Genomic DNA, 22,973 nt, shown 5'->3' with positions numbered 1-22,973 from the left:
CACCCACCCGAATCGAGTGGGCGATCTTGGCGGTCTTCCGCGGAGGATCGCGCCAACATCGCCCACTCGACGTTGTGCGGGGCGGCGGTGACGTCCCTCAGCGGGGGATGAGCCGGCGCACCGTGTCGAGGTAGGCGTCCTCGTCGAAGTCGGCGAGGATGGCGCGCTGCACCATGAAGCCCGGAGCGAGTCCCATCAACACGGGGACCGCGCGCTGCGCGTAGGCCTCGGGGTCGTCGCCGGCGACGTCGGGATGTGCGACCGCCCACTCGGCCACGAGGCCGCGGAGCATCTGTCGCACGGGCGACAGGAACCTGAACACCATCTCGCGCAGCGCCGGGTCGATGGCCGCCTCGGCCCACACCTGAAGGAACAGGTTGGGCGTGATGTCCTCGTGGCGCATGCCGTCGATGAGCGTGGCCATGATCTCGCCGGGCGCGAGCGGGCCGTGGTCGGCACGGACCTCCTCGAGCTCGAGCGAGCGGGCGGAGAGCACGAGTTGCGCGGCCTCGAAGAAGAGCTCCTCCTTGCTCGCGTAGTGGCCGTAGATGGCGCCCGCCGAGAGCCCGGACGCGGCGATGATGTCGGACATCGACGTGCCGCGGAACCCCTTCGCGGCGAAGCACCGAAGGGCTGCCGACGCGATCTCGGCGCGCCTGGCCTCGCGGTAGGCCTCGGTCACCTTCGGCATCGGCGCGCCCCCTTCCCGGCTCTTGACGATCCTAGGCTGCAGGTCCACTATAAAAGAACGAACATTCGTTTTGAATAGGGAGTCGTCATGGAAGCGCGCACCGCACCCCACGGGGTGACCCCGTACGGCCGCGCGATCGGCATCGGCGCGGCGCTTTCGCTCGTCGTCGGCCTCATCGTGCTCGCGTTCGCCTGGCCGTCGGTCACGGCCGAGCCCAAGGACCTGCCCGTCGCGATCGCCGGGCCCGACGCCGGCGTCGAGCAGGTCGAGTCGCGCATCGCCGACGAAGCGGAGGGCGCGGTCGCGCTCGAGCGCGTCGACGACCGCGACGCCGCGGTCGCCGCGATCGAGCGCCGCGACGTGTACGGCGCGATCGTCCTCGGCGAGGGACCGACCGACGCGCCCGAGGTGCTCGTGTCGTCCGCCGCGAGCCCGGTCGTCGCCCAGCTGCTCCGGGCCACTGCCGGCCAGCTCCAGGAGGGCATCGACGCGCAGCTGCGCGAGCAGCTGCCGAGCCGGCTCCAGACCGTGCTGCAGGAGGCCATCCGGTCGGCCGTGCAGGCCGCCCTCGCGCAGGCCTCGGGGCAAGCGCCGGCGACGCCGCCGGCCGCACCGAGCGTGCCCGAGATCCCGTCCGTCACCGTGACGGTCACCGACGTCGTGCCGCTGGCCGACACCGACCCGCGCGGCACCGGGCTCACCGCCGCGATGTTCCCCATCGTGATCGGCGGGATGCTCGGCGGCATCGCGATCTCGCTCACGGTGATCGGCGCGATGCGCCGGGTCACGGCCGTGCTGGCGTACTCGGTCGCCGCGGGCCTGCTGCTCACCGGCATCCTGCAGGGGTGGTTCGGGGCGCTCCAGGGCGACTACTGGCTGAACAGCGCCGCCATCGCGCTCGCGCTCGCCGCGATCGCCGCCCCGATCACCGGCTTCGTCGCGCTCCTCGGGCGCGCGGGCATCGCCGTCGGCGTCGTGACGTTCCTGCTCGTCGCCAACCCGATCTCGGCCGCGGCGATCCCCGTCGAGTTCCTGCCGACCCCGTGGGGCGCGATCGGCCAGTGGTTCCCGCCGGGGGCCGCGGCGACCCTGCTGCGCGACTTGTCGTACTTCCCGGCGGCCGACACCACGTTCCCGTGGCTGGTCCTCGCGGCCTGGGCTGCGGGCGGCATCCTGCTCTCGCTCCTCGGCCACTTCCGCACCGCCGGCGGTGCCGAGTCCGATGAGGAGGCAGCGCACGCTGACGACGCGCCGGCCGCTCCGGCGGCGCCGGTCGCACGCGAGACCACGCCGGTCGCCTGATCACGAGGTCTCCGGGCGAGCGGATGCCGCGGCATCCGCTCGCCCGCGCAGCGCGGGTAGGCTGGACGTCCGTGAACGACGCCAGCCCAGCCCCCGCACCCAAGGTCGGCCTCAACGACCTGGTGCGCTTCCTGCTCGAGATCTTCGCGATCGTGACGCTCGGCATCTTCGGGTTCACCGCGTTCGAGCTGCCGTGGCCGGGCGTCGCGCTCGGCATCGGGCTGCCGCTCCTCGCGATCCTGCTCTGGGCGCTCTTCCGGTCGCCGAAGGCGGTGTTCCACGTCGACCCGTTCGTCAAGGCGCTCGTCGAGATCGCGGTGTTCTCGACCGCGGCCATCGCGTGGTGGATCATGGGGCAGCCGGTGGTCGCGATCGTGTTCGCGGTCGTCGCCGCCGTGAGCGGCGTCATCAACGGGCGCCGCGAGTTCGGCGGCTGAGCCGCCCCGATCCGTCCTCGAGTCCCGCCTTTCGGAGGCTCGACCCGCAGAACGACGGGACTCGGTGAGACCCTTCGGGTCTCAGCGGAAGATGACCGTGCGCTGCCCGTCGAGCAGCACGCGACGCTCCGCGAACCACTTGACCGCCTGCGAGAGCGTGCGGCTCTCCTCGTCCTGGCCGATCGCCACGAGTTCGGCGACCGAGCGCGAGTGCTCGACGCGCACCACGTTCTGCTCGATGATCGGACCCTCGTCGAGGTCGCTCGTGACGAAGTGCGCCGTCGCGCCGATGAGCTTCACGCCGCGCGCGTGCGCCTGGCGGTACGGGTTGGCGCCCTTGAAGCCCGGCAGGAACGAGTGGTGGATGTTGATGCACCGGCCCGCGAGCGCGTCGCACAGCTCGGGGGAAAGGATCTGCATGTAGCGGGCGAGCACGACGAGCTCGATGTCGTGCTCCTCGACCGCCTCGAGGATGCGGCGCTCGAACGCCGCCTTCGTCTCGGGGGAGGTGACGGGCTCGGACTCGAACGGCACGCCGTAGAAGTCGACGAGGTCGCGCAGGGTGCCGTGGTTCGAGAGCACGAGCGGGATCTCGACGGGCAGCTGCCCGGCGCGCTGGCGGAACAGCAGGTCGTTGACGCAGTGCCCCGCCGTGGAGGCGAGCACGAGGGTGCGGAGCGGCCGGCCGACCTCATCGAGCTGCAGGTCCATGCCCCAGCGCTCGACGACGGGTGCGAGCGCCGCCTCGAACTCGTCGCGCCCGGCGGGCGACTCGACCTGCACGCGCATGAAGAAACGGCCCGTGTCGTGGCTGGCGAACTGCTGGCTCTCGGTGATGTTGCCCCGCGCCGCGACGATCGCGCCGCTCACCGCGTGCACGATGCCGGGACCATCGGTGCAGCTCAGCGTGACGACCCAGTGGTACAGGTGCGGGCTGTGCGGCTCGGCGTCCGTGGTCATCCGGACAGCGTACCGGGCCTCCGCCGCGACGGCCTCCGGCGGGCGCCCGGCGCCGCCCGGCGCCCGTACGGCCGGCACCCAGCCGACACCGGCTAGACTGGTCGCGGTCGTGCGGTCACCGCCGGCCCCGGGCGCGCACGCGAGCGCGTAGTCGACCCGCCGCAGGCCAGGCCGCGAGCGGGGAACGCCGTCGGGATGACTGCACCTTGTCGATCACCGATCTTCCGCGCGCCGGCGCGACCACCACGACCACCACGACCACTCCGCCCACCACGGCCCTGCCCTGGCGGGCGCTCGTCGTGCTCGCCTCGGCCGTGTTCCTCTCCATCACCATCGAGATGCTGCCCACCGGGCTGCTCCCCGAGATGAGCGCCGACCTCGGCGTCGGCGAGCCGCTCGTCGGCCTGCTCGTCTCGGTCTTCGCGTTCACGGTCGTCGTCACGTCGACGCCGCTCACGGCGCTCACCCGGCGGATGCCGCGGCGCACGCTGCTCACGGCCGTGCTCGTCGTGCTCGCGGTGTCCACCGCGCTCAGCGCGGTCGTGCCCGAGTACTGGATGCTCGTCGGCGTCCGGATCGTCGGCGGCGTCGCGCACGGCGTGTTCTGGGCGCTCGTCGGGGCGTACCCGGCGCGCATCGTGGCCGACGCGCAGCTCGGCCGGGCCGTGTCGGTCGTGCTCGGCGGCGGCACCATCGCGCTGATCGCGGGCGTGCCCCTCGCCACCGCGCTCGGCCAGGCGGTCGGATGGCGCGCGGCGTTCGCCGTCGTCGCGGCGCTGACCCTGCTCGGCGCCCTCGTCGTGCGGGCGGTGCTGCCGCCGGATGGCGCGACCGCACCGAGCCGCGTGAGCCGCGCCGCCGCGCCGGCCACCGGCGCCGTTCCGGCCGGCGCCCCGCGTCCGCGCTCGGCCGACGCCGGCACGACCGCGGTGCTCGTGGTCTGCGTCGTCACCGCGGCCGTGATGATCGGCCAGTACGCGGCGCTGACCTACATCGCGCCGATCCTGACCGACGTGGTCGGCGCGCCGTCGTCGGCGGTCGCCCCGCTGCTGTTCGCCTCGGGCATCGCGGGCGCCGCCGGCTTGGCGGTCGTCGGCACCAGGTTCGCACGCAACGGCGTGCGGGCCCTCGTGGTCGCGCTCGCCGCGATCGCGGCCGCGCTCGTCGTGATGACCTCCGTGCCCGCGCTCTGGCCCGCGATCATCGCCTACCTGGTGTGGGGCTTCGCGTTCGGCGCGGTGCCGCCGCTGCTCCAGACGCGCCTGCTGCAGGCCGCCGCACCCGAGCGGCGCGACGCGGCGAGCGCGCTCTACACGACCGCGTTCAACATCGGCATCGGCGGCGGCGCGCTCATCGGCGGGCTGCTGTTCGACGCGTTCGGCGTCGCGTCGATCCCGCTCGCCTTCGTGGCGATGGCGGTGATCGCGGCAGCGATCGTGACGGTGTCGGCGGTGCGCGCGGGTCAGCCGCGCACGGCCGGCGCAGCCGGGCCGGTCCGTCCGTCCACGACGTAGCGCACGCTCGCGGCCCACGTGTGGTTCGCGGGCGCGAGCACGTCGAGGAGCGCGAGGCCCGCGGCATCCAGCACGACCTCGTCGATCGGCACGCCGTCGGCGAGGACCTGCACCCTCGCGCCCGGGACACCGGTGAAGACGGTGTCGAGCCAGGCGCCCTGGGCCGTGACGGCGAGCGCGGGCGCGGCCAGCGCCACCTCCACCGGCGCGGACGGCGCCGAGCGGTTGCCCGCGACATCCGTCTGCTCGGCGACGATCGACGAGGTGCCGGCCGGCAGCCCGGGAAGTTCGACCGACCACGAGCCGGCGGCGTCGGCGACCGCGCTCGATGCGACACCGCTCGAGGCGGTCACCGTCACGACGGCCTCGGCCTCCGCCGTGCCCGAGACGATGGGGGCGACGAGCCCGCCGGCGGTGTCGACGGAGGTCACGACCGGCGGCAGCGCGACGGTGTCGGCGGATGGCGCGACGACGGGCGGTGCCGTCGGCACGGCGACGGCGGGGGCCGCGATCGGAACCTCGAGCGCGGGGACGACCGGCACTGCGTCGGGCACGGGCATCGTATCGGGGGTCGGGAGGGGGTCCACGCTCGGCGGGGCCGGGGCGGCGACCGCCGCGGGCGCGTCCTCGTCGGCGACGGGTGCGGGGTCCGACTCGGCGGCCGCGACCGGCGCAGGAGGCGCCTCGCCGACGAGTCCGGGCATCACGGCGATCGCCACGACGGCGGCCGCCGCGAGGACGAGCGTGCCCGCGCCGGCGCCGACGGCCGCCAGGCTCGAGCCGCCGGATGCGGAGGCGGCCGAGACGCCCGCCGTCGCGCCGCCCGACGCGCCCGTGCCGGTCGCGCCGGCGGCGGTGCTCGCGGCACTGGCCGCGCCCGCGGAGCCCGCCACGCCCGCGCCCATCGCGAGGTGCGCGACGGGCACGCCCTGCTGCAGCCACGCCGAGTACGCCGTCGCGGCGCCCACCCCGGCCGCGAGCGGCAGCAGCACGAGGGCGAGCCGCGAGCCGACCTCGCGCGCCTCGGCGGCCACGATCGTGCAGCGCGCGCAGTCGTCGAGGTGCGCCTCGAGCTTCGCGGTGTCGCGCGCTCGCAGCTTGCCCCGCGTGTACGCGCCGAGGCGGTCGATGCTCCAGCGGCACTCGGGCTCGTCGGCGGCGTTGCGCAGGTGCGCGCGGATCCACTCCTGGCGGAGCCCTTCGCGCGCCCGGTAGGCGAGGGCGGCCGTCGCGTTGGCGGACATGCCGATCAGGGGTGCGACCTGCGCCGGCGACATCCGCTCGACTTCGGAGTACCAGAGCACCTCCTGCCAACGGGTCGGCAGGGTGCGGAAGGCCTGTGCGGTCGTCGACCGGTCGAGCGCGTCGAGCGCGGCGGTCTCGCTCGTCGACGGGTCCTCGACCTGGTCGAGCGTGTCGAGCGCGGTCTCGCGCTTCGCGCGCCCCCAGCTCGCGGCCGTGTTGCGCAGCGTCGTGAACAGGTACGGCCGGAACGCGCCGCGCGGGCCGCCGCCGGCTCGGATCGCGTCGTAGATCCTCGTGAACGACTCGGCCACGAGGTCGTCGGCGTCGAGGCTCGAGTGCGAGACCGCGACGGTGCGGGCGGATGGCGCGTGCCGCCGCCAGAGCTCGGCGTACGCGTCGCGGTCACCACGGCGGGTCGCCTCGACGAGGTCGGCGTCGGCGGTGTGCGCGCGTGCAGGGGACATCGGATGTTCCTCTCGGACCAGGGGGTGGGCGTGGGGGCGCCCGATCGAAGAGACGCGCGGGCCCGCAGATCATGACGCGGGTCGCCCGACCATTCCAGCAGATCGGGTCGCGTGGGGGATCTCGTGGAATCCGCGTCATGGATCGGGCCGACCGCCGTCTCTCATCGCGAGGGACCGAGCGCCGTGACAAGGGACGGATGGAACCTCGGGGGTCCGGGGAGACGAGCCGGGCCCGGCGGTCGAGGGGAGCAGGCCGCCGGGCCCCTCGTGACGTGCGCCCCGATCAGGCCAGGCGCGCGCCCGCGCCCCACACGCCCGCGACGGCGAGTTCGTCGTCGAGCAGCACCGCGTCGGCCGCGTAGCCCGGCTCGAGCCGGCCGAGGTCGTGCGCGCGGCCGATCGCCGCGGCGGGCGTGACGGTCACCGCGGTCACGGCGTCCTCCAGCGACAGCCGCGACTCGACCACCGCGCGGCGAAGCGCGACGTCCTGCGTGAGGGTCGATCCTGCGATCGCCCCGCCGCCGGCGAGCCGGGCCACGCCGCCCTGGACGTCGACCTCGAGCGAGCCGAGCACGTAGCGGCCGTCCGCCGAGCCGGTCGCGGCCATGGCGTCGGTGACCAGCGCGACCCTGCCCGGGGCGCCCGCGAACGCGAGCCGCACGACGTCGGGATGCACGTGCACGCCGTCGGCGATGACCTCGAGCGTCACGTGGTCGGCGCGCATCGCGGCGACCACCGGCCCGGGCGCTCGGTGGTGGATGCCGCGCATGCCGTTGAACGCGTGCGTGAGGATCGACGCCCCGGCCTCGAACGCCGCGAGGGCGGTGTCGAAGTCGGCGCCCGTGTGGCCGACCGCGACCGCGACGCCGGCGTCGGTGAACCGGGCGATCGCCTCGGCCGCGCCGTCGTGCTCGGGCGCGATCGTGATCTGGCGCAGCGTGCCGGCCGAGGCCGCCAGCAGCCGGTCGACCGCGTCGGCGTCGGCTCGCCGCAGCCGCTCGGGGTCGTGCGCGCCGCGGAACTCCAGGTCGAGGAAGGGCCCCTCGAGATGCGAGCCGAGCACGAGCGGGTCGGATGCCGCGGCGCGCGCGATCGCGGCCAGGCGCGTCTCCAGCTCGTCGATCGTGGCCGTCACGAGTGAGAGGACCGTCCGGGTGGTGCCGTGCGCGCGATGCACGGCGAGCACCGTCGGGATGGCGTCGTCGCCGTCGTCGGCCGACGCGCCGCCGCCGCCGTGGCAGTGCAGGTCGATGAAGCCGGGTGCGAGCCAGCGGCCCGCGGCATCCGTCATCTCGGCCCCGTCGGGGAGCGCGTCGCGCCATCCGTCGCCGATGCCGCGCGCCGCGACCCGGTCGCCCTCGAACCGCACCCACGCGTCGGGCACGGTGTCGCCCCCCGAGACCATGCGGGCGGAGTGGATCACGGTCACGGGCGCGGCGCTCACCCGCCCACGTTATCCCCCGCGCCCGCGCCTCCGCGCCAACCCTTCCCCGGACCCGTGTTTCAGGATCCCGCGAGTTGCTCAGGACGGAATCGCGCACGGGCTCCTGAGCAGCTTTCGTTTTCCTGAAACATCCTCCGGCACCGCTCCGGCCTACAGGGCGCATCGCGCACGACACACGATTCCGGCTCAGGCGGCTCGGTGCAGTCCGATCGCGCATGCCTCTCGGATCTGCTGCTCGATCGCCGGCCAACCGAAGATGACGTCGCTGTAGTCGAATCGGAACACGGTGAAGCCGCTGAGGGTCAGTGCGCGATCGTGGGCGAGGTCGCTGTTGCGTTGTTCGCTGGAGCGATGGAATTCGTACCCGTCGACTTGATAGACGAGTCGGTCGCCGATGAGCCCGTCGACACGGTGGCCGAGCAGCCAGACCTGCTGACGCGGCTCGATGCCGATTCGGCGGAGGCGGGCGAGCGGCAGCGATTCGATGCCCGAATCGGACAGCTCGGAACTCGCGAGGAGCACGCGGCGAGACGCTTCGGTCCGCAGCGGGAGGCGCGCGAGGACGTCCCGCTGGGCGGAGCCCCTTCGGATCGCTGATTCCCACGTGGCGACGGCGTGGTCGAACGGTCGGCAGTCTGCGATCTGCACGAGAGCATTCGCGATCGGCTCCACCAGGTCGTAGCGACTCGCACGGATCGGCCCGTCGGTCCAATGGACGGTCGCGTCGCCGGCGTCGAACCGAGACGCGTTCGGCGCGACCGAGAGATGAGCCCGATTCGGCGCAAGCTCGTCATCGTCGTCCTCGAGGGTCCACAGCCCGTGGTGCTTCGCGGCCGTCAGGCACGCCAGTCGGCCACTGACCGATGCCGCCCTCTTCAGGAGCGTCGGGGCGGACGAGGTGCAGATCCACGAACGACGGATTCGCCGGACGAGGGAGCCGGCGATGGCGTTCCGGATCCGGTAGCGGGTGAAGCCCGCCCGGAGCAGATCGTCGACATGCGCGATGCCGCCGTGTGAGGTGAGCCAGTCGACGATGTCCACATCGGGATGTTGCCGTGAGGTATGCCGCGGTGCGGCGACAGTCGCGACATCCGGTGGAACCGCGGTTCGACCAGGCCATGTGGAGGTCGAGTCGCCACGCCGAGCCGCAGGGTTCCGTTTCAGGAACTCGGAGGCTGGTCAGGAACGAATCGTGCAAGCGATCCTGACGTGCCGCGGAGTACCTGAATCGAATCGTGCGGTCGGACCTGCCCGGGGAGCGTCATGCGGGCGTCATGCGGGGCCGCCGCTCGCGGCATCCGTTGCTATGCTTGCCGGGTCGCGACTGGCGTTGAGATGGGTGACCATCGGGGAGCGACTGGCAACGGACCGACCGCACGCCTGGGCCGGTACGCGTAGCCTCGTGGCGCGAGTCGCACGAGGCCCTGAACCGCAGGTCCGCATGTCATCTTCGAAGGAGCCAGTCTTGGCCGAGTCCCTCACCACCGACGCCCCCGCCGACGCCGTCGCGGGCGCCGCATCCGTCTTCAACCAGCCCCTCGCCGAGGTCGACCCCGAGATCGCCGAGGTCCTCGAGCAGGAGCTGAACCGCCAGCGCACCACGCTCGAGATGATCGCGAGCGAGAACTTCGTGCCCGTCTCGGTGCTGCAGTCGCAGGGCTCCGTGCTCACGAACAAGTACGCCGAGGGCTACCCGGGCCGCCGCTACTACGGCGGCTGCGAGTTCGTCGACGTCGCCGAGAACCTGGCGATCGCGCGCGCGAAGTCGCTGTTCGGCGCCGAGTACGCCAACGTGCAGCCCCACTCGGGTGCGACCGCCAACGCGGCCGTGCTCTCGGCGATCGCGACGCCGGGCGACACCATCCTCGGCCTCGAGCTCGCGCACGGCGGCCACCTCACGCACGGCATGAAGCTCAACTTCTCGGGCAAGCTCTACAACGCCGTGGCGTACGGCGTCGACCCCGAGACCTTCCTCGTCGACATGGACGTGGTGCGCGACAAGGCGCGCGAGCACAAGCCGCAGGTCATCATCGCCGGCTGGTCGGCGTACCCGCGCCAGCTCGACTTCGCCGCGTTCCGCGAGATCGCCGACGAGGTCGGCGCGAAGCTCTGGGTCGACATGGCGCACTTCGCGGGCCTCGTCGCCGCAGGCCTGCACCCGAACCCGGTGCCCCACGCCGACGTCGTGAGCTCGACCGTGCACAAGACGATCGGCGGCCCGCGCTCGGGCTTCATCCTCTCGCGCGACATGGAGCTCGCGAAGAAGCTGAACTCGAACGTGTTCCCCGGCCAGCAGGGCGGCCCGCTCATGCACGTGATCGCCGCCAAGGCGACCGCGTTCAAGATCGCGGCGTCCGAGGAGTTCCACGACCGCCAGGAGCGCACGATCCGCGGCGCCCGCATCCTCGCCGAGCGCCTCACGGCCGACGACTCGCGCGCCGTCGGCGTCGACGTGCTCACGGGCGGCACCGACGTGCACCTCGTGCTCGCCGACCTGCGCACCTCCGAGCTCGACGGCCAGCAGGCGGAAGACCGGCTGCACGAGGTCGGCATCACGGTCAACCGCAACGCGGTGCCGTTCGACCCGCGCCCGCCGATGGTCACCTCGGGCCTGCGCATCGGCACGCCCGCGCTCGCGACCCGCGGCTTCGGCGACGCCGAGTTCACCGAGGTCGCCGACGTCATCGCGCTGGCGCTGCAGTCGAACCCGGATGTCGCGGCGCTCCGTTCGCGCGTGACCGCGCTGACCGAGGCGTTCCCGCTCTACCCGGGCCTGCAGCAGTAGTCGGCCGGGTCCGCGCACTTCCAGAATTCAGGAGCGCGGCCGCCGGAGGCCGGCCCGGTCGGGCCGGATCTCCGGCCCGACCGGGCCGCGCACGCTCCGCGCTCCTGAATTCTGCACGCACCACCCACCCCCGCATGTGCGGGACGAGGAGAAGACCATGACCGCGATCACCCTCGACGGCGTCGCCACGGCGTCGGCCGTGAAGTCCGAGCTCTCGACGCGCATCACCGAGCTGCGCGCCCACGGCGTCGTGCCGGGGCTCGGCACGCTGCTCGTCGGCGATGACCCCGCGTCGCGGTCGTACGTCGCGGGCAAGCACCGCGACTGCGCCGAGGTCGGCATCGAGTCGATCCGCGTCGACCTGCCGCGCTCGGCCTCGACGGCCGACGTGCGCGCGGCGATCCGCGACCTCAACTCGGCGCGCGAGGTGACCGGGTACATCGTGCAGCTGCCGCTGCCCGCCGGGCACGACGAGAACGCCATGCTCGAGCTCATCGACCCCGACAAGGACGCCGACGGGTTGCACCCCACCAACCTCGGCCGGCTCGTGCTCGGCATCGAGGGCGAGCTCCACTCGCCGCTGCCGTGCACGCCGGCCGGCATCGTCGAGATGCTGCGCCGGTACGACGTGCCGATCCGCGGACAGCACGTGACCGTGATCGGCCGCGGCCTCACCGTCGGTCGCCCGCTCGGCCTGCTCTTCACCCGCAAGGGGCTGGATGCCACGGTGACGCTGACGCACTCGCGCACCTCCGACCTCGCGGCCGAGGTGCGCCGCGCCGACATCGTGGTCGCGGCCGTCGGCGTGCCGCACATGGTGCAGCCCGACTGGATCAAGCCGGGCGCCGCGGTGCTCGACGTCGGCATCACTCGGGTCGCCGACGAGGAGACGGGCAAGGGCAGGCTGACCGGCGACGTCGACCCGGCGGTCGCCGAGGTCGCCGGCTACCTGTCGCCCAACCCCGGCGGCGTCGGGCCGATGACCCGCGCGATGCTCCTCGCGAACGTCGTGAAGGCGGCGGAGATCAAGCTGCGCGGTCGCTGACCTCCAACGGGGCGGGTGGTTGACCCCGCGGACCCGCCTCGACCACAGTTGAACGGTGCAGTGGGCGCTGGCCATCCTCACCGTCATCGCGTACGCGACGCTGCCGCTCGGCTCCGCGAGCTTCGAGCAGCAGCCGGTGCCGACCCTGCTCGCCGGGCTGGCGTTCGTGCTGCTCGCGATCCTCGGCTTCCCGTTCGTGCGGACGCGATCGATCTGGTGGCGTGCCGCATTCGCCGTCGTCCAGCTGGCGCTCGGGTTCTGGATCTACTCCCTCTCGGGTGCGGCGGTCGGGGCCAGCCTGCTCCTCGTGGTGCTCGTCGTGCAGAGCGTGCTGCTCCTGCCGCTGCCCGCCGCCGCCGCGATCGCCGCCGTCATCCCGCTGGTCCACCTCGGCATGGACTGGCGGGATGGACTCCGTGAAGGGCTCGGCACGCTCGCGGTCACGGTCTTCACGCTCATCGTGACCGAGGTGCTCGTGCGCGAGCAGAAGGCCCGGGCCGCCCTGGCGGAGGCGAACGAGCGGCTGCGGGGCTACACCGCCCAGGCCGAACAGCTCGCCGCGATGCGGGAGCGCAACCGGCTCGCACGCGACATCCACGACGGCCTCGGACACCACCTGACGGTCGTCCGCATGCAACTCGAGGCGGCCCGCGCCGTCCTCCGGACGGCCGAGCCGGAGCAGCTGGATGGCATGCTCGCCACGGCGCAGGAGCAGTCGGGGCAGGCGCTCGCCGAGGTGCGGCGCTCGGTGGCCGCGCTCCGCGAGGAGCGGCCGAAGCTCGAGGACGCGCTGCGCACGCTCGTCGCCGAGGCGACGGCAGCCGGCGTGCCGACGGAGCTCGAGATCCGCGGCGAGGTCCGCCCGGTCCGCGCGGAGGTCGACGAGTCGCTCTTCCGCGCCGCGCAGGAGGGCCTCACGAACGTGCGCAAGCACGCGGGGGCCAGCCGCACGACCGTCGTGCTCGACTTCCGCGCCGATGATCGCGTCAGGCTCGAGGTGCGCGACGATGGCCGAGGGCTTCCCGAGACGCCCGCAGACGGTTTCGGCCTCATCGGGCTCCGCGAGCGCGTTGCGAATCTCGGCGGCCGGATGTCGCTGGAACCGGGGGACGCGAACGGGCTCACGCTCTCGGTTGAGGTGCCGGCGTGACGATCCGCGTGCTCCTCGCCGACGACCAGGCCCTCTTCCGCGAGGCGCTGCGGACCCTGCTGGAGGTGCAGCCGGGCATCGAGGTGGTCGGCGAGGCCGGCGACGGCGAGGAGGCGGTGCGGCGCAGCGCCGAGGTTCGGCCGGACGTCGTGCTCATGGACCTGCGGATGCCCGTGCTCGACGGCATCGCGGCGACGGCCAGGCTGCGCGCGGAGCAGCCCGACGTGCGCGTGCTCGCCCTGACCACCTTCGATGACGACGCGGACGTCTTCGCGGCACTCCGGGCGGGCGCCGTGGGATACCTGCTCAAGGACGTGACCTCGGTGCGGCTCGTCGAGGCGCTCGACGCGGCCGCGCGCGGCGAATCCGTGCTGCAGCCGTCGGTGGCCGCGAAGGTGATCGCGCGGGTCGCCGGCATGCCCGAGGAGGCGCCGCCCCCGCAGCATCCGCTCTCGGACCGCGAGGTCGAGGTCGTGCGGCTGCTCGCCGACGGCCACAGCAATCGCGAGATCGCGGGCGCGCTGTTCCTCGCGGAGGGAACCGTGAAGAACCTCGTCACGAGCGTGCTGTCCAAGCTCCAGGTGCGCGATCGCACGCAGGCGGCCATTCGTGCGCGCGATCTCGGCCTGCTCTGAGCACGGGCGCCGCGACGGTCACGTCACCGGTCACGCCGGGAACGTGACCTGCACCATGACGTTCGGCACGTGCCGACGCCCGTGCACCGGCGGAGGATTCCGGCATTCCTGAACGCGAACCCTCCGAGGAGTCGACATGAACCACGACGCGACGACCGCGCACCGACCGTCGGTGCTCCGATTCGCACTGCACGGGCTCGAGATGGTCATCGCCATGGTGGTCGGCATGCTCGTGCTGGAGCCGGTCTGGATGTGGCTGTGGCCGGGTCTGCACGACGACCTCACCGCCCAGGCGCTCGTGATGGCGACGAACATGTCGATCGGCATGGCGCTGTGGATGCGGATCCGCGGGCACGGGGTCCCCGCGATCGCGGAGATGTCGGCGGCGATGTACCTGTCGTTCCTGGTGCTGCTGCCGTTCCAGTGGGCCGGCCTGATGTCGGCGATGGCCGTCATGACCGCGGGTCACGTGCTGATGATCCCCGCGATGCTCGTCGCGATGCTGCGCCGCCGGCGCGAGTACGGGTGGTGACGGCGATTCCCGCCCGCCCCCGCTGTCATCCTGACGGTCGTCGGCCGTTCACCCGTCGTGCACCGGGCGGACGAACGCCGCGAATAGCTTCGCGGCATGAGCCGCAGCCAGGACGCTGAGAACGTCGCCGCCGCCGTGGCGCCGAGCGGCCGGCGAGGGGTGCCCGTCGCCCGGGCGACCGCCATCATCCCCGCGCGAGGCGGGTCGCAGGGCCTGCCGGGCAAGAACGTCGCCCGCGTCGGCGGGGTGCCGCTCATCGCGCGGGCGGTGCACGCGGCGCTCGGCGCCGAGCGCACCGCACGGGTGGTCGTCACCACCGACGACGAGGAGATCGCCGAGGCCGCCATCGCGGCCGGGGCCGAGGTCGTCGCGCGACCCGCCGAGCTCGCCGGGGCCGAGGCGTCGAGCGAGTCGGCGCTGCTGCACGCGATGGAGGTGCTGGGCGGCCTCGAGACGCCGGAGGCCGCGGTGACGGTGTTCATCCAGGCGACCTCGCCGTTCATCGACCCCGCCGACCTCGACGCGGCGATCGAGCGCGTCGCGGCGGGCGAGCGCGACGTCGTGTTCGCGGCGACGCCCACGCACGGCTTCCTCTGGCGCGAGCGCGCCGACGACGCGGACGGCGCCAGCGCGGTCGGCGTCAACCACGACCCGACCAACCGTCCGCGCCGACAGGACCGCGAGCCCGAGTTCCTCGAGACCGGCGCGTTCTACGTGTTCCGCACCGACGGGTTCGTGCAGGCCCGGCACCGCTTCTTCGGGCGCGTCGGCATCCAGCCGGTGCACCCCGACACCGCGATCGAGATCGACGACGCCGCCGACCTCGCCCGCGCCCGTGCGCTCGCGCCGCGCATCGACCGGCGCCTGGCGGCGGGCGTCGCATCGGCGCTCGCGAAGCGCGCCGGCACCGGCGCGGCGTGGGTGGCCGACCCGCGCCATCCGTTCGTCGACGTCGACGCGGTCGTGACCGACTTCGACGGCGTGCACACCGACGACACCGCAGGTCTCGACGAGCTCGGACGCGAGTCGGTCCGCGTCTCGCGCGCCGACGGCGCCGGGGTGGCGCGGCTGCGCGACGCGGGCATCCCCGTGCTGATCCTCAGCGCCGAGGCGAACCCCGTGGTCAGCCGCCGCGCCGAGAAGCTCGGCGTCGACTGCATCCAGGGCCTCGCCGACAAGGGCGCGGCGCTGCGCGAATGGGCGGCGGCCCGCGGCATCCGACTCGATCGCATCGCCTACCTCGGCAACGATCGCGGCGACATCCCCGCGCTCGACATCGTGGGCTGGCCGCTGGCCGTTCCGGATGCCGCGCCCGACGCACTCGAACGCGCACGCCACGTGCTCGAACGGCACGGCGGGCACGGTGCGGTGCGCGAGCTCGCCGAGCTCGTGCTCGCCGCACGCGAGGCCAAGCGTCGCGCCGCGACATCCGATGCCGCCGAAACCGCCGACGCGATGCGCGAGCCGCGCGAACTCGACCCCGCCCACCCGACCCGGTTGCAGCGCGAGGCGATCGCCGCAGCATCCGCCAAGACCCACTGAACGAAAGCGAGTCCCGCATGTCCGTGCGCATCGGCCACGCCGCCATCGGCGAGTACGAACCCGTCTACGTCATCGCCGAGATCGGCCTCAACCACAACGGCGACGTGAACATCGCCAAGCGCCTCATCGAGGTCGCCGCCGAGGCCGGCGCGCAGGCCGTGAAGTTCCAGAAGCGCACGCCCGACCTCTCGACGCCCGAGCACATGAAGCTCATGCCGCGCGAGACGCCGTGGGGCACCATGACCTACCTCGAGTACCGGCACCGCGTCGAGTTCGGCCGCGACGAGTACGCCGCGATCGCCGAGCACGCCGCGCTGCACGGCCTCGACTGGTTCGCGTCGCCGTGGGATGCGCCCGCCGTCGCCGACCTCGAGTCGTACGGGGTCGTCGCGCACAAGATCGCCTCGGCGTCAGTGACCGACCTCGAGCTGCTCGAGGCGGTGCGCGACACGGGCAAGCCCGTCATCCTCTCGACCGGCATGTCGACGATGGAGGAGATCGACCGCGCCGTCACCGTGCTCGGCACCGAGCGGCTCGTGATCCTGCACGCCACCTCGAGCTACCCGATGCCGCCCGAGGAGGCGAACCTGCTCATGATCCCCGCGCTGAAGCAGCGCTTCCCGGGCGTGCCCGTCGGCTACTCCGGCCACGAGCGCGGCCTGCAGATCTCGCTCGCCGCGGTCGCGCTCGGCGCCGTCGCGGTCGAGCGGCACATCACGCTCGACCGCACGATGTGGGGCTCCGACCACTCGGCCTCGCTCGAGCCGCAGGGGCTCGACCACCTCGTGCGCGACATCCGCATCATCGGCGACGCGCTCGGCGACGGCGTCAAGCGCGTGTACCCGGGCGAGGAGGCGCCGATGGCCAAGCTCCGCCGGGTGCTCGCGTGACGGTCGGGGCGGATGTCGCGGGGCGCCGCCTGCTCGTCGTCGCCGACGCCGACTCGTACGTGAAGTGGGGCGCCGCGCTCGCGTCGACGCTCCCGCCCGAGTGGGAAGCCCGGCTCGTCGTCATCGCCTCGCCCGTGATGCCGAGCGAGCGGCAGCTCGCACACGCGCTCGCGGCCACGCGATTCACGCCGGCCGACACCCGGATCGTGCCGCTGGACGGCGCGGGCAGCCGTGGCGGTCTCGACGACGAGCTCGACGCGTTCGACCCGCACGCCGTGCTGCTCGCACTGCGCGGTCCGTTCGTGCGCGTCGTCGCGCCGCGCCTGAACCGCCGACCGAACCGCCCCGCGCTCCTCAGCGGCTTCCCCGGCCTGACGATCCCAGCCGTGCCGAAGGCGGTGATCTACCGCGAGCAGACCGACCTGATCGTGCTGCACAGCCGGCGCGAGGTGCGCGAGTTCCGCGCGAACGCCGCCGACCTCGGCATCGACCGCATGTTCGGGCTCGCAACGCTGCCGTTCCTCGCGGGGGACACGGGGTTGCGAGACGGCCAACGGCCTCCTCGACCCGCGGGGGCGACCGACATCGTCTTCGCCACCCAGGCGAAGGTGCCCGCAGAACGCGACGACCGGATGGCGCTGCTCGCCGCCCTCGCCGAACTCGCGCGTCACCGGGCACCGCACCGCGTCGTGGTCAAGGTCCGCGCGCGCTCGGGCGAGGCGCAGACCCACGCCGAGGAGCACGACTACGCCGACCTGCTCGCAGAGCTCGCCCGACTCGTCGACCTCCCGGCCAACCTCGTGATCGAGGACGGCCCGATGATCGACAAGCTCGCCCGCGCGGCCGCGCTCGTCACGGTGAGCTCGACCGCCGCGCTCGAGGCGATCGCGCTCGACCTGCCCGCACTGCTCGTCGACGACTACGGGGTGTCGCCGACGATGATCAACACCGTCTTCGAGGGCGCCGGGCTGTTCGGATCGACGGAGGACCTCGTCGCAGGTCGCTTCCGGCACGCCGATCCGGCCTGGCTCGCCGACAACTACTTCCACGGGGCCGACGTCGACGACTGGGCGTCGTGGCTCGCCGCACTCGTCGAGGCTCGCGAGATCGTGCCGCTGCCGGCGCTCGAGCGCCGGCACAACCTGTCCGGCGGGGTACTGCGCACCCTGTTCGAGCGGCGCCGCATGCTCGGCGAGCACGACCGCAGCCTCGCGGGTGCGATCGCGTGGGGCGTCGGCGTGCCCGCGCGCGGGGTCGTGCGCCGGGTGAGGCGGCTGCGGCGGCGGCTCGCGAGGGCAGCGGATGGCGCGATCGCACTCGAGACGCGCACGTCCGTGCCACGCGGAGTGGCGGCATCCGTCGCCCCGACCCGCGCGTCGGACGGATCAGTCGACCGGGGCGGTGTGTCGCGCGACGTGCGCGAGGTACGACTCGGCGTTGCGGCGGATGCCGGCCTGCTCGTCGGGGGTGAGCTCGCGGCGAACCTTGCCGGGGACGCCCGCGACGAGCGAGCCGGGCGGCACGACGGTGCCCTCGAGCACCACGGCGCCGGCCGCGACGAGTGACCCGCGGCCGATCACCGCGCCGTTGAGGATCGTTGCGCCCATTCCGATGAGGCAGTCGTCCTCGACGGTGCAGCCGTGCAGCACCGCGCGGTGCCCGACCGAGACGCCCGTGCCGATCGCCACGGGATAGCCCGCGTCGACGTGGCAGACCACGCCGTCCTGCAGGTTCGAACGCTCGCCCAGCGTGACCGTCTCGGCCTCGGCGCGCAGCACCGCGTTGTACCAGACGCTCGACTGCGCGGCGAGGCGCACCTGGCCGACGACCACGGCGCCGAGTGCGACGAACGCGGTCGGGTCGAGGTCGGGCGCCGGGATGCCGGCGATGGTGAGGATGCGGGCGGACGGGTCGGCACTCATGCCGCCCAGCCTATTCGGCGTCCGAGGCCCCCGAGTGGCGGCGGCGGGCGATGGCGAGGCGGATGGCGCGCACCGCCGCGCCGACCGCGAAGACCGCGACGCCCGCGACGATCGAGACGACCGGCAGGGTGACGACGAGCACGACGCATCCGACGGCGCCGAGCCAGGAGAGCCAGCGGGGCACGAGCCGCTCGGCGGCGGGCTGTCTGAGCGCCGACGTGTTCGCGACGAGGTAGTACAGCAGCACGCCGAACGACGAGAACCCGATCGCTCCGCGCAGGTCGGCGACGAGCACGAGCGCGACCACCGCGACGCCCACCGTGAGCTCGGCGACGTGGGGTACGCCGAACCGCGGATGGACCGAGGTGAGCGGGCGCGGCAGTTCGCCGTCGCGCGCCATCGCGAAGCTCGTGCGGCCGATGCCCGCGATGAGCGCGAGGAGGGAACCGAGCGCGGCGACGCCGGCGGCGACCCGCACGACGGGCTCGGCCCAGAGCCATCCGGCGACACGGACCACGTCGACCAGCGGGGCCGCGGACTCCGCGAGGGACGCAGGCCCGAGCGCACCGAGGGCGGCCGTGCCGACGAGCGCGTACACGAGGAGCACGATGCCGAACGCGATGCCGATCGCGCGCGGGATTGTGCGCGTGGGCTCGCGCACCTCCTCGCCGAGCGTCGCGATGCGGGCGTACCCGGCGAACGCGAAGAAGATCAGGGCGGCGGCCTGCAGGACGCCGTAGATGCCGGCGATCGCCACGGACGGGAACGGCAGCCACACGAGGGGGACGACTGTCTCGCCGCCGCCGCGCGCATCCCACCCTGCGCCGGCGATCGCTGCGAACCCCGCCGCGACGACCACGACGAGCACCGCGAGCACCGCCGACACGATCACCGACGCGACGCGCGCCGTGCGGGTGACGCCGAGCACGTTGACCCCTACGAGCATGACGACGGCCGCGACCGCGACGGGCTTCTGCCAGGCGGACGGCACGAGGTACGCGGCGGCGGTGATCGCCATGGCCGCGCAGCTCGCGGTCTTGCCGACGACGAAGCCCCAGCCGGCGAAGAAACCCGGCCACTCGCCCAGCCGCTCGCGCCCGTAGCGATAGGCGCCGCCGGCCTCGGGGTAGCGCACGGCGAGCTGCGCCGTCGAGCCCGCGTTGGCGAACGCGACGAGCGCCGCGACGGCGAGGCCGGCGAGCAGCCACGATCCCGCGGCCTGCGCGGCCGGGGCCCACACCGCGAACACGCCCGCGCCGATCATCGCGGCCAGGCCGATCGCGACGGCGTCGCGGAGTCCGAGCCGACGGGCGAGGCGGTCGTGCGCGGGGGTGGGGGAGGAGTCGCTCACGCCCGCACCCTACGGCAATCCGGTGACCGGCGTGGTGCGCAGGGCGAGCGGATGCGGCATCCGCTCGTAGGATCGACCCATGCCCGCCGAGCAGACCTCCGCCCCCTCGCACGCCGCCGTCGACCGCGTCGTCGCCGCGCTCGTCGCCGACGGGATCCAGCCGCGCATCGTATGGTTCGATGACGCGGTCACGACCGCCCAGCTCGCCGCCGACGCGCTCGGCGTCGAGGTCGGCCAGATCGCGAACTCGCTCGTGTTCACGCTCGACGACGAGCCGATCCTCGTGCTCACGTCGGGTGCGCACCGCGTCGACACGGAGTGGCTCGGCGAGCGGCTCGGCGGCCGGATCGGGCGTGCCTCGAAGGACGTCGTGAAGGCGGCGACCGGCCAGGTGATCGGCGGGGTCGCGCCCGTCGGGCACCCCGCCCCGGTGCGGACGTTCATCGACACCGACCTCGCCGCGTTCGACGAGGTGTGGGCCGCCGCCGGGCACGCCAAGACCGTCTTCCCCACGACGTACGACGAGCTCGTGCGCATCACGGGCGGCACGCCGACCGCGGTCGAGCCGAAGTAGTCGATCCCGTCGCGCTGCGGGTTTCGAGACGCGCGCCTCCGGCGGCTCCTCAACCCTCACGCCCGGCGACGGGCGCCTCCGGCGGCTCCTCGACCGGGACGCATCGGGACTACGCGTCGCGACGGGCGCCCTGCGCGGCGTGCACGGTGAAGATCGCCGGCTCCCGGAAGCCGCGCTCGGCGAACGCCTGCGCGACCCGGCTCGTGACGACCGGCAGCAGGTCGTCCTCGACGAGCGCGATCGCGGCGCCGCCGAAGCCGCCGCCGGTCATGCGCGCGCCGATCGCACCGCTCGCCTGCGCGGTCTCCACAGCGAGGTCGAGCTCGGGCACCGAGATCTCGAAGTCGTCGCGCATCGACACGTGCGACGCGTCGAGCAGCGGCCCGATCGCGCCCGGACCCTGCTCGCGCAGCGTGCGCACGGTGTCGAGCACGCGCTGGTTCTCGGTCACGACGTGGCGGACGCGGCGGAACGTCTCGTCGTCGAGCAGGCTCTCGGCGCGGCCGAGGTCGTCGATGCGCACCTCGCGGAGCGATTCGGCGCCGAGGATGCGGGCACCGGCCTCGCACGAGGCGCGGCGTGCGGCGTAGCCGCCCGTCGCGTGCGCGTGGCTGACCCGCGTGTCGATCACGAGCAGCGACAGCCCCGCCTCGGCGAACCCGAGGGGGATGACGTCGGCGTCGAGGCTGCGGCAGTCGAGGAACACGCCCGAGTCGGCTTCGCCGAGCAGCGACGCCGACTGGTCCATGATGCCCGTCGGTGCGCCGACGACGCGGTTCTCGGCGAGCCGGCCGACCTTGGCCAGCGTCGGCCGGTCGAACCCGAGGCCCCAGTGCTCGTCGAGCGCGAGCGCGACGGCGCACTCGATCGCGGCCGACGACGACAGGCCCGCTCCGACGGGCACGTCGGAGTCGATGTGCAGGTCGACGCCGCGCACGTGCGCGAGGTCGGCCCCGTGCTCGCCGAGCGCCCACACGACACCGAGCGGATACGCCGCCCAGCCGGTGACGGCGTCGGGAGAGAGCTCGTCGAGGTGCACTTCGACGACGTCGGGCGAGAAGGTGGAGGCCACCCGCACGAGGCGGTCGTCGCGGTCGCCGAGCGCCACGGTGGTGCGACGGTCGATCGCGAAGGGGAACACGAAACCGTCGTTGTAGTCGGTGTGCTCGCCGATGAGGTTCACCCGGCCCGGCGCCGACCAGACGCCGGCCGGACGACGGCCGTACTGCTCGGCGAATCCGTGCTGGGCGGATGCCACGTGGTCGGTCACAGCTCGACTCCTTCGATCGCGTGGCGCAGGGCCGCGGCCTGCGTCTCAGGGGGAACGTCGCCGATCCAGGCGCCCATCGCGGCCTCGGACCCTGCGAGGTACTTCAGCCGCTCGGCGGCGCGGCGGGGGCTGGTCAGCTGCATGGTGAGGCGCACCTCGTCGCGCCGCTCGTGGACCGGCGCCTGGTGCCAGGCGGCGATGTACGGGGTCGGCGTGTCGTAGACGCGGTCGAGGCCGCGGAGCAGGCGGAGGTACACCGAGGCGAGCTCGGCCCGTTCGGCCTCGTCGGTCTCGGCGAGGTCGGGCACGTGGCGGTGCGGCACGAGGTGCACCTCGATGGGCCAGCGCGCGGCGAACGGCACGTAGGCCGTCCAATGCTCGCCGGCGATGAGCACGCGCTCGCCGGCGCGCTCGCGCTCGAGGATGTCGGCCTGCAGCGACGGGCCGTACGCATCGATCGCGGCGAGCAGGCGCTCGGTGCGCGGCGTCACGTACGGGTAGGCGTAGATCTGCCCGTGCGGGTGGGGGAGGGTGACGCCGATGTCGCGGCCGCGGTTCTCGAACGGGAACACCTGCTGCACGCCGGGCAGCGCGGAGAGCGCGGCGGTGCGGTGCGCCCATGCCTCGATGACGGTGCGCGCGCGCGACACGGACTGCGTGCCGAACGAGCCCTCGTGCTCGGGGCTGAAGCAGACGACCTCGCAGCGCCCGTGCGACGGCAGCCGGCGCTCGATCCCGACGCTGCGCACCTCGTCGAGGGCGGCGGAGGCGGCTCCCGCGGCATCCGTCGCCTCGCCCCACCCGGGCAGGTCGGGACCGAAGGAGGGCGAACGGTTCTCGAAGACCGCGACGTCGTACAGGCTCGGGATCTCGGAGGGGTTGGTCTCGGTCTGCGGGGCGAGCGGATCGGCGTCGGCCGGCGGGAGGAACACGCGGTTCTGGCGGGCGGCGGCGATCGAGACCCAGTCGCCGGTCAGCGGGTCCTGGCGCATCTCGGCGGTCGCCGGCCGGGGATCGAGCACGCGCGGGTCGATCGCCCGTTCGGCGGGGAGGACGGTGTCGGCGTCGTCGAAGTAGAGGAGCTCGCGCCCGTCGGCGAGGGTCGAGCGGCGCACGGCGACGCGCGGGTCGAGGATGCCGGGTTCGGTCTGTTGCACGGCCATACCGTACGACGTTTTCGTTTGAGAAACAAGCGGTGTTTCGTATTGCAAAGTCGGCTT

The 22,973-nt window shown here is 73.5% G+C and carries 20 protein-coding genes, 1 pseudogene and 1 riboswitch; of the genes and pseudogenes, 12 read left to right on the top strand and 9 right to left on the bottom strand.

The annotated features are described in order from the left end of the window. Positions 1 to 97: 97 nt before the first annotated feature. Positions 98 to 691 carry a TetR/AcrR family transcriptional regulator gene (locus AC3RKB_RS00685; RefSeq protein WP_491434061.1) on the bottom strand — a complete coding sequence of 198 codons (594 nt, stop codon included), beginning with the start codon at positions 689 to 691 and terminating at the stop codon, positions 98 to 100. A gap of 87 nt (positions 692 to 778) precedes the next feature. Between AC3RKB_RS00685 and AC3RKB_RS00680 the strand changes: the two genes are divergently transcribed. Further along, positions 779 to 1,993 (top strand): hypothetical protein, encoded by a 1,215-nt coding sequence (locus AC3RKB_RS00680; RefSeq protein ID WP_491434060.1) that lies wholly within the window; start codon positions 779 to 781, stop codon positions 1,991 to 1,993. A gap of 71 nt (positions 1,994 to 2,064) precedes the next feature. Then, a complete protein-coding gene (locus AC3RKB_RS00675) occupies positions 2,065 to 2,430 on the top strand; it encodes a YrdB family protein (RefSeq protein WP_491434059.1) in 366 nt (121 codons plus the stop codon). Between the two features lie 81 nt (positions 2,431 to 2,511). Here the strand turns inward: AC3RKB_RS00675 and purU are convergent, their stop codons facing one another. Continuing rightward, positions 2,512 to 3,390: a formyltetrahydrofolate deformylase gene (gene purU / locus AC3RKB_RS00670; RefSeq protein ID WP_491434058.1), complete on the bottom strand. Its 879-nt coding sequence runs from the start codon at positions 3,388 to 3,390 to the stop codon at positions 2,512 to 2,514. 206 nt (positions 3,391 to 3,596) lie between these two features. On the opposite strand from purU, the gene AC3RKB_RS00665 reads away from it, so the two are divergent. Then, the gene (locus tag AC3RKB_RS00665) at positions 3,597 to 4,904 is read left to right on the top strand and encodes an MFS transporter (protein WP_491434057.1); all 1,308 of its coding nucleotides are present in this window, start codon (positions 3,597 to 3,599) and stop codon (positions 4,902 to 4,904) included. Here AC3RKB_RS00665 and AC3RKB_RS00660 read toward each other — a convergent pair. The 3 genes from AC3RKB_RS00660 to AC3RKB_RS00650 all read right to left on the bottom strand — a co-directional run bounded on the left by AC3RKB_RS00660 (position 4,853) and on the right by AC3RKB_RS00650 (position 9,098). Continuing rightward, complete coding sequence (locus AC3RKB_RS00660; RefSeq protein ID WP_491434056.1) at positions 4,853 to 6,613, bottom strand: sigma-70 family RNA polymerase sigma factor; 1,761 nt, start codon at positions 6,611 to 6,613, stop codon at positions 4,853 to 4,855. The two genes, AC3RKB_RS00665 and AC3RKB_RS00660, sit on opposite strands and share 52 nt — an antisense overlap. A gap of 283 nt (positions 6,614 to 6,896) precedes the next feature. Next, positions 6,897 to 8,057: an N-acetylglucosamine-6-phosphate deacetylase gene (gene nagA / locus AC3RKB_RS00655; protein WP_491434055.1), complete on the bottom strand. Its 1,161-nt coding sequence runs from the start codon at positions 8,055 to 8,057 to the stop codon at positions 6,897 to 6,899. A gap of 186 nt (positions 8,058 to 8,243) precedes the next feature. After that, entirely contained in the window at positions 8,244 to 9,098 is an 855-nt protein-coding gene (locus AC3RKB_RS00650; protein ID WP_491434054.1) for an endonuclease domain-containing protein, read from the bottom strand. Between the two features lie 269 nt (positions 9,099 to 9,367). Next, a riboswitch (ZMP/ZTP riboswitch) is annotated at positions 9,368 to 9,450 on the top strand. Positions 9,451 to 9,522: 72 nt separating this feature from the next. Here AC3RKB_RS00650 and glyA point away from each other — a divergent pair. The 8 genes and pseudogenes from glyA to AC3RKB_RS00610 all read left to right on the top strand — a co-directional run. Continuing rightward, positions 9,523 to 10,842 carry a serine hydroxymethyltransferase gene (gene glyA / locus AC3RKB_RS00645; protein ID WP_491434053.1) on the top strand — a complete coding sequence of 440 codons (1,320 nt, stop codon included), beginning with the start codon at positions 9,523 to 9,525 and terminating at the stop codon, positions 10,840 to 10,842. A gap of 157 nt (positions 10,843 to 10,999) precedes the next feature. Next, the gene (locus AC3RKB_RS00640; RefSeq protein WP_491434052.1) at positions 11,000 to 11,887 is read left to right on the top strand and encodes a bifunctional methylenetetrahydrofolate dehydrogenase/methenyltetrahydrofolate cyclohydrolase; all 888 of its coding nucleotides are present in this window, start codon (positions 11,000 to 11,002) and stop codon (positions 11,885 to 11,887) included. A 55-nt stretch (positions 11,888 to 11,942) separates the two neighbouring features. Beyond that, positions 11,943 to 13,037 (top strand): sensor histidine kinase, encoded by a 1,095-nt coding sequence (locus tag AC3RKB_RS00635; RefSeq protein ID WP_491434051.1) that lies wholly within the window; start codon positions 11,943 to 11,945, stop codon positions 13,035 to 13,037. Further along, positions 13,034 to 13,672, top strand: coding sequence for a response regulator (locus tag AC3RKB_RS00630; RefSeq protein ID WP_491434050.1), 639 nt, complete (start codon positions 13,034 to 13,036; stop codon positions 13,670 to 13,672). Before AC3RKB_RS00635 ends, AC3RKB_RS00630 begins: the two co-directional genes overlap by 4 nt. Before the next feature lie 136 nt (positions 13,673 to 13,808). Next, on the top strand, positions 13,809 to 14,204 hold the full coding sequence (locus AC3RKB_RS00625) for a hypothetical protein (RefSeq protein WP_491434049.1): 396 nt from the start codon (positions 13,809 to 13,811) through the stop codon (positions 14,202 to 14,204). Between the two features lie 96 nt (positions 14,205 to 14,300). Further along, on the top strand, positions 14,301 to 15,746 hold the full coding sequence (locus tag AC3RKB_RS00620; RefSeq protein ID WP_491434048.1) for a cytidylyltransferase domain-containing protein: 1,446 nt from the start codon (positions 14,301 to 14,303) through the stop codon (positions 15,744 to 15,746). A 17-nt stretch (positions 15,747 to 15,763) separates the two neighbouring features. Beyond that, entirely contained in the window at positions 15,764 to 16,636 is an 873-nt protein-coding gene (locus AC3RKB_RS00615; protein ID WP_491434047.1) for an N-acetylneuraminate synthase family protein, read from the top strand. Then, positions 16,633 to 17,712: pseudogene (locus tag AC3RKB_RS00610) on the top strand (DUF6716 putative glycosyltransferase); the annotation flags it as partial. The gene AC3RKB_RS00615 and the pseudogene AC3RKB_RS00610, both read left to right, overlap by 4 nt. 309 nt (positions 17,713 to 18,021) lie before the next feature. Here the strand turns inward: AC3RKB_RS00610 and AC3RKB_RS00605 are convergent. Continuing rightward, positions 18,022 to 18,558: a gamma carbonic anhydrase family protein gene (locus AC3RKB_RS00605; protein WP_491434046.1), complete on the bottom strand. Its 537-nt coding sequence runs from the start codon at positions 18,556 to 18,558 to the stop codon at positions 18,022 to 18,024. A 10-nt stretch (positions 18,559 to 18,568) separates the two neighbouring features. Then, positions 18,569 to 19,909, bottom strand: a complete 1,341-nt coding sequence (locus AC3RKB_RS00600; protein ID WP_491434045.1) for an APC family permease — start codon at positions 19,907 to 19,909, stop codon at positions 18,569 to 18,571. Positions 19,910 to 19,988: 79 nt separating this feature from the next. Between AC3RKB_RS00600 and AC3RKB_RS00595 the strand changes: the two genes are divergently transcribed. Beyond that, on the top strand, positions 19,989 to 20,483 hold the full coding sequence (locus AC3RKB_RS00595; RefSeq protein WP_491434044.1) for a YbaK/EbsC family protein: 495 nt from the start codon (positions 19,989 to 19,991) through the stop codon (positions 20,481 to 20,483). Between the two features lie 109 nt (positions 20,484 to 20,592). Here the strand turns inward: AC3RKB_RS00595 and galK are convergent, their stop codons facing one another. Next, the gene (galK, locus tag AC3RKB_RS00590; protein WP_491434043.1) at positions 20,593 to 21,753 is read right to left on the bottom strand and encodes a galactokinase; all 1,161 of its coding nucleotides are present in this window, start codon (positions 21,751 to 21,753) and stop codon (positions 20,593 to 20,595) included. After that, positions 21,750 to 22,910 carry a galactose-1-phosphate uridylyltransferase gene (gene galT / locus AC3RKB_RS00585; RefSeq protein WP_491434042.1) on the bottom strand — a complete coding sequence of 387 codons (1,161 nt, stop codon included), beginning with the start codon at positions 22,908 to 22,910 and terminating at the stop codon, positions 21,750 to 21,752. The genes galK and galT overlap by 4 nt, the downstream gene beginning before the upstream one ends. Positions 22,911 to 22,973 lie beyond the last annotated feature (63 nt).

It is taken from the genome of Agromyces capsici (assembly GCF_058349965.1).
The sequence above is the reverse complement of the archived record's forward strand: the minus strand, read 5'-3'. Positions and strand labels throughout refer to the sequence as shown.

Bases quoted from the DNA above. Each gene is read 5' to 3' on its own strand.
- purU (WP_491434058.1), bottom strand. From the start codon at position 3,390: ATGACCACGGACGCCGAGCCGCACAGCCCGCACCTGTACCACTGGGTC.
- AC3RKB_RS00605 (WP_491434046.1), bottom strand. From the start codon at position 18,558: ATGAGTGCCGACCCGTCCGCCCGCATCCTCACCATCGCCGGCATCCCG.
- AC3RKB_RS00660 (WP_491434056.1), bottom strand. From the start codon at position 6,613: ATGTCCCCTGCACGCGCGCACACCGCCGACGCCGACCTCGTCGAGGCG.
- AC3RKB_RS00640 (WP_491434052.1), top strand. From the start codon at position 11,000: ATGACCGCGATCACCCTCGACGGCGTCGCCACGGCGTCGGCCGTGAAG.
- AC3RKB_RS00685 (WP_491434061.1), bottom strand. From the start codon at position 691: ATGCCGAAGGTGACCGAGGCCTACCGCGAGGCCAGGCGCGCCGAGATC.
- AC3RKB_RS00595 (WP_491434044.1), top strand. From the start codon at position 19,989: ATGCCCGCCGAGCAGACCTCCGCCCCCTCGCACGCCGCCGTCGACCGC.
- AC3RKB_RS00625 (WP_491434049.1), top strand. From the start codon at position 13,809: ATGAACCACGACGCGACGACCGCGCACCGACCGTCGGTGCTCCGATTC.
- AC3RKB_RS00615 (WP_491434047.1), top strand. From the start codon at position 15,764: ATGTCCGTGCGCATCGGCCACGCCGCCATCGGCGAGTACGAACCCGTC.
- AC3RKB_RS00680 (WP_491434060.1), top strand. From the start codon at position 779: ATGGAAGCGCGCACCGCACCCCACGGGGTGACCCCGTACGGCCGCGCG.
- AC3RKB_RS00620 (WP_491434048.1), top strand. From the start codon at position 14,301: ATGAGCCGCAGCCAGGACGCTGAGAACGTCGCCGCCGCCGTGGCGCCG.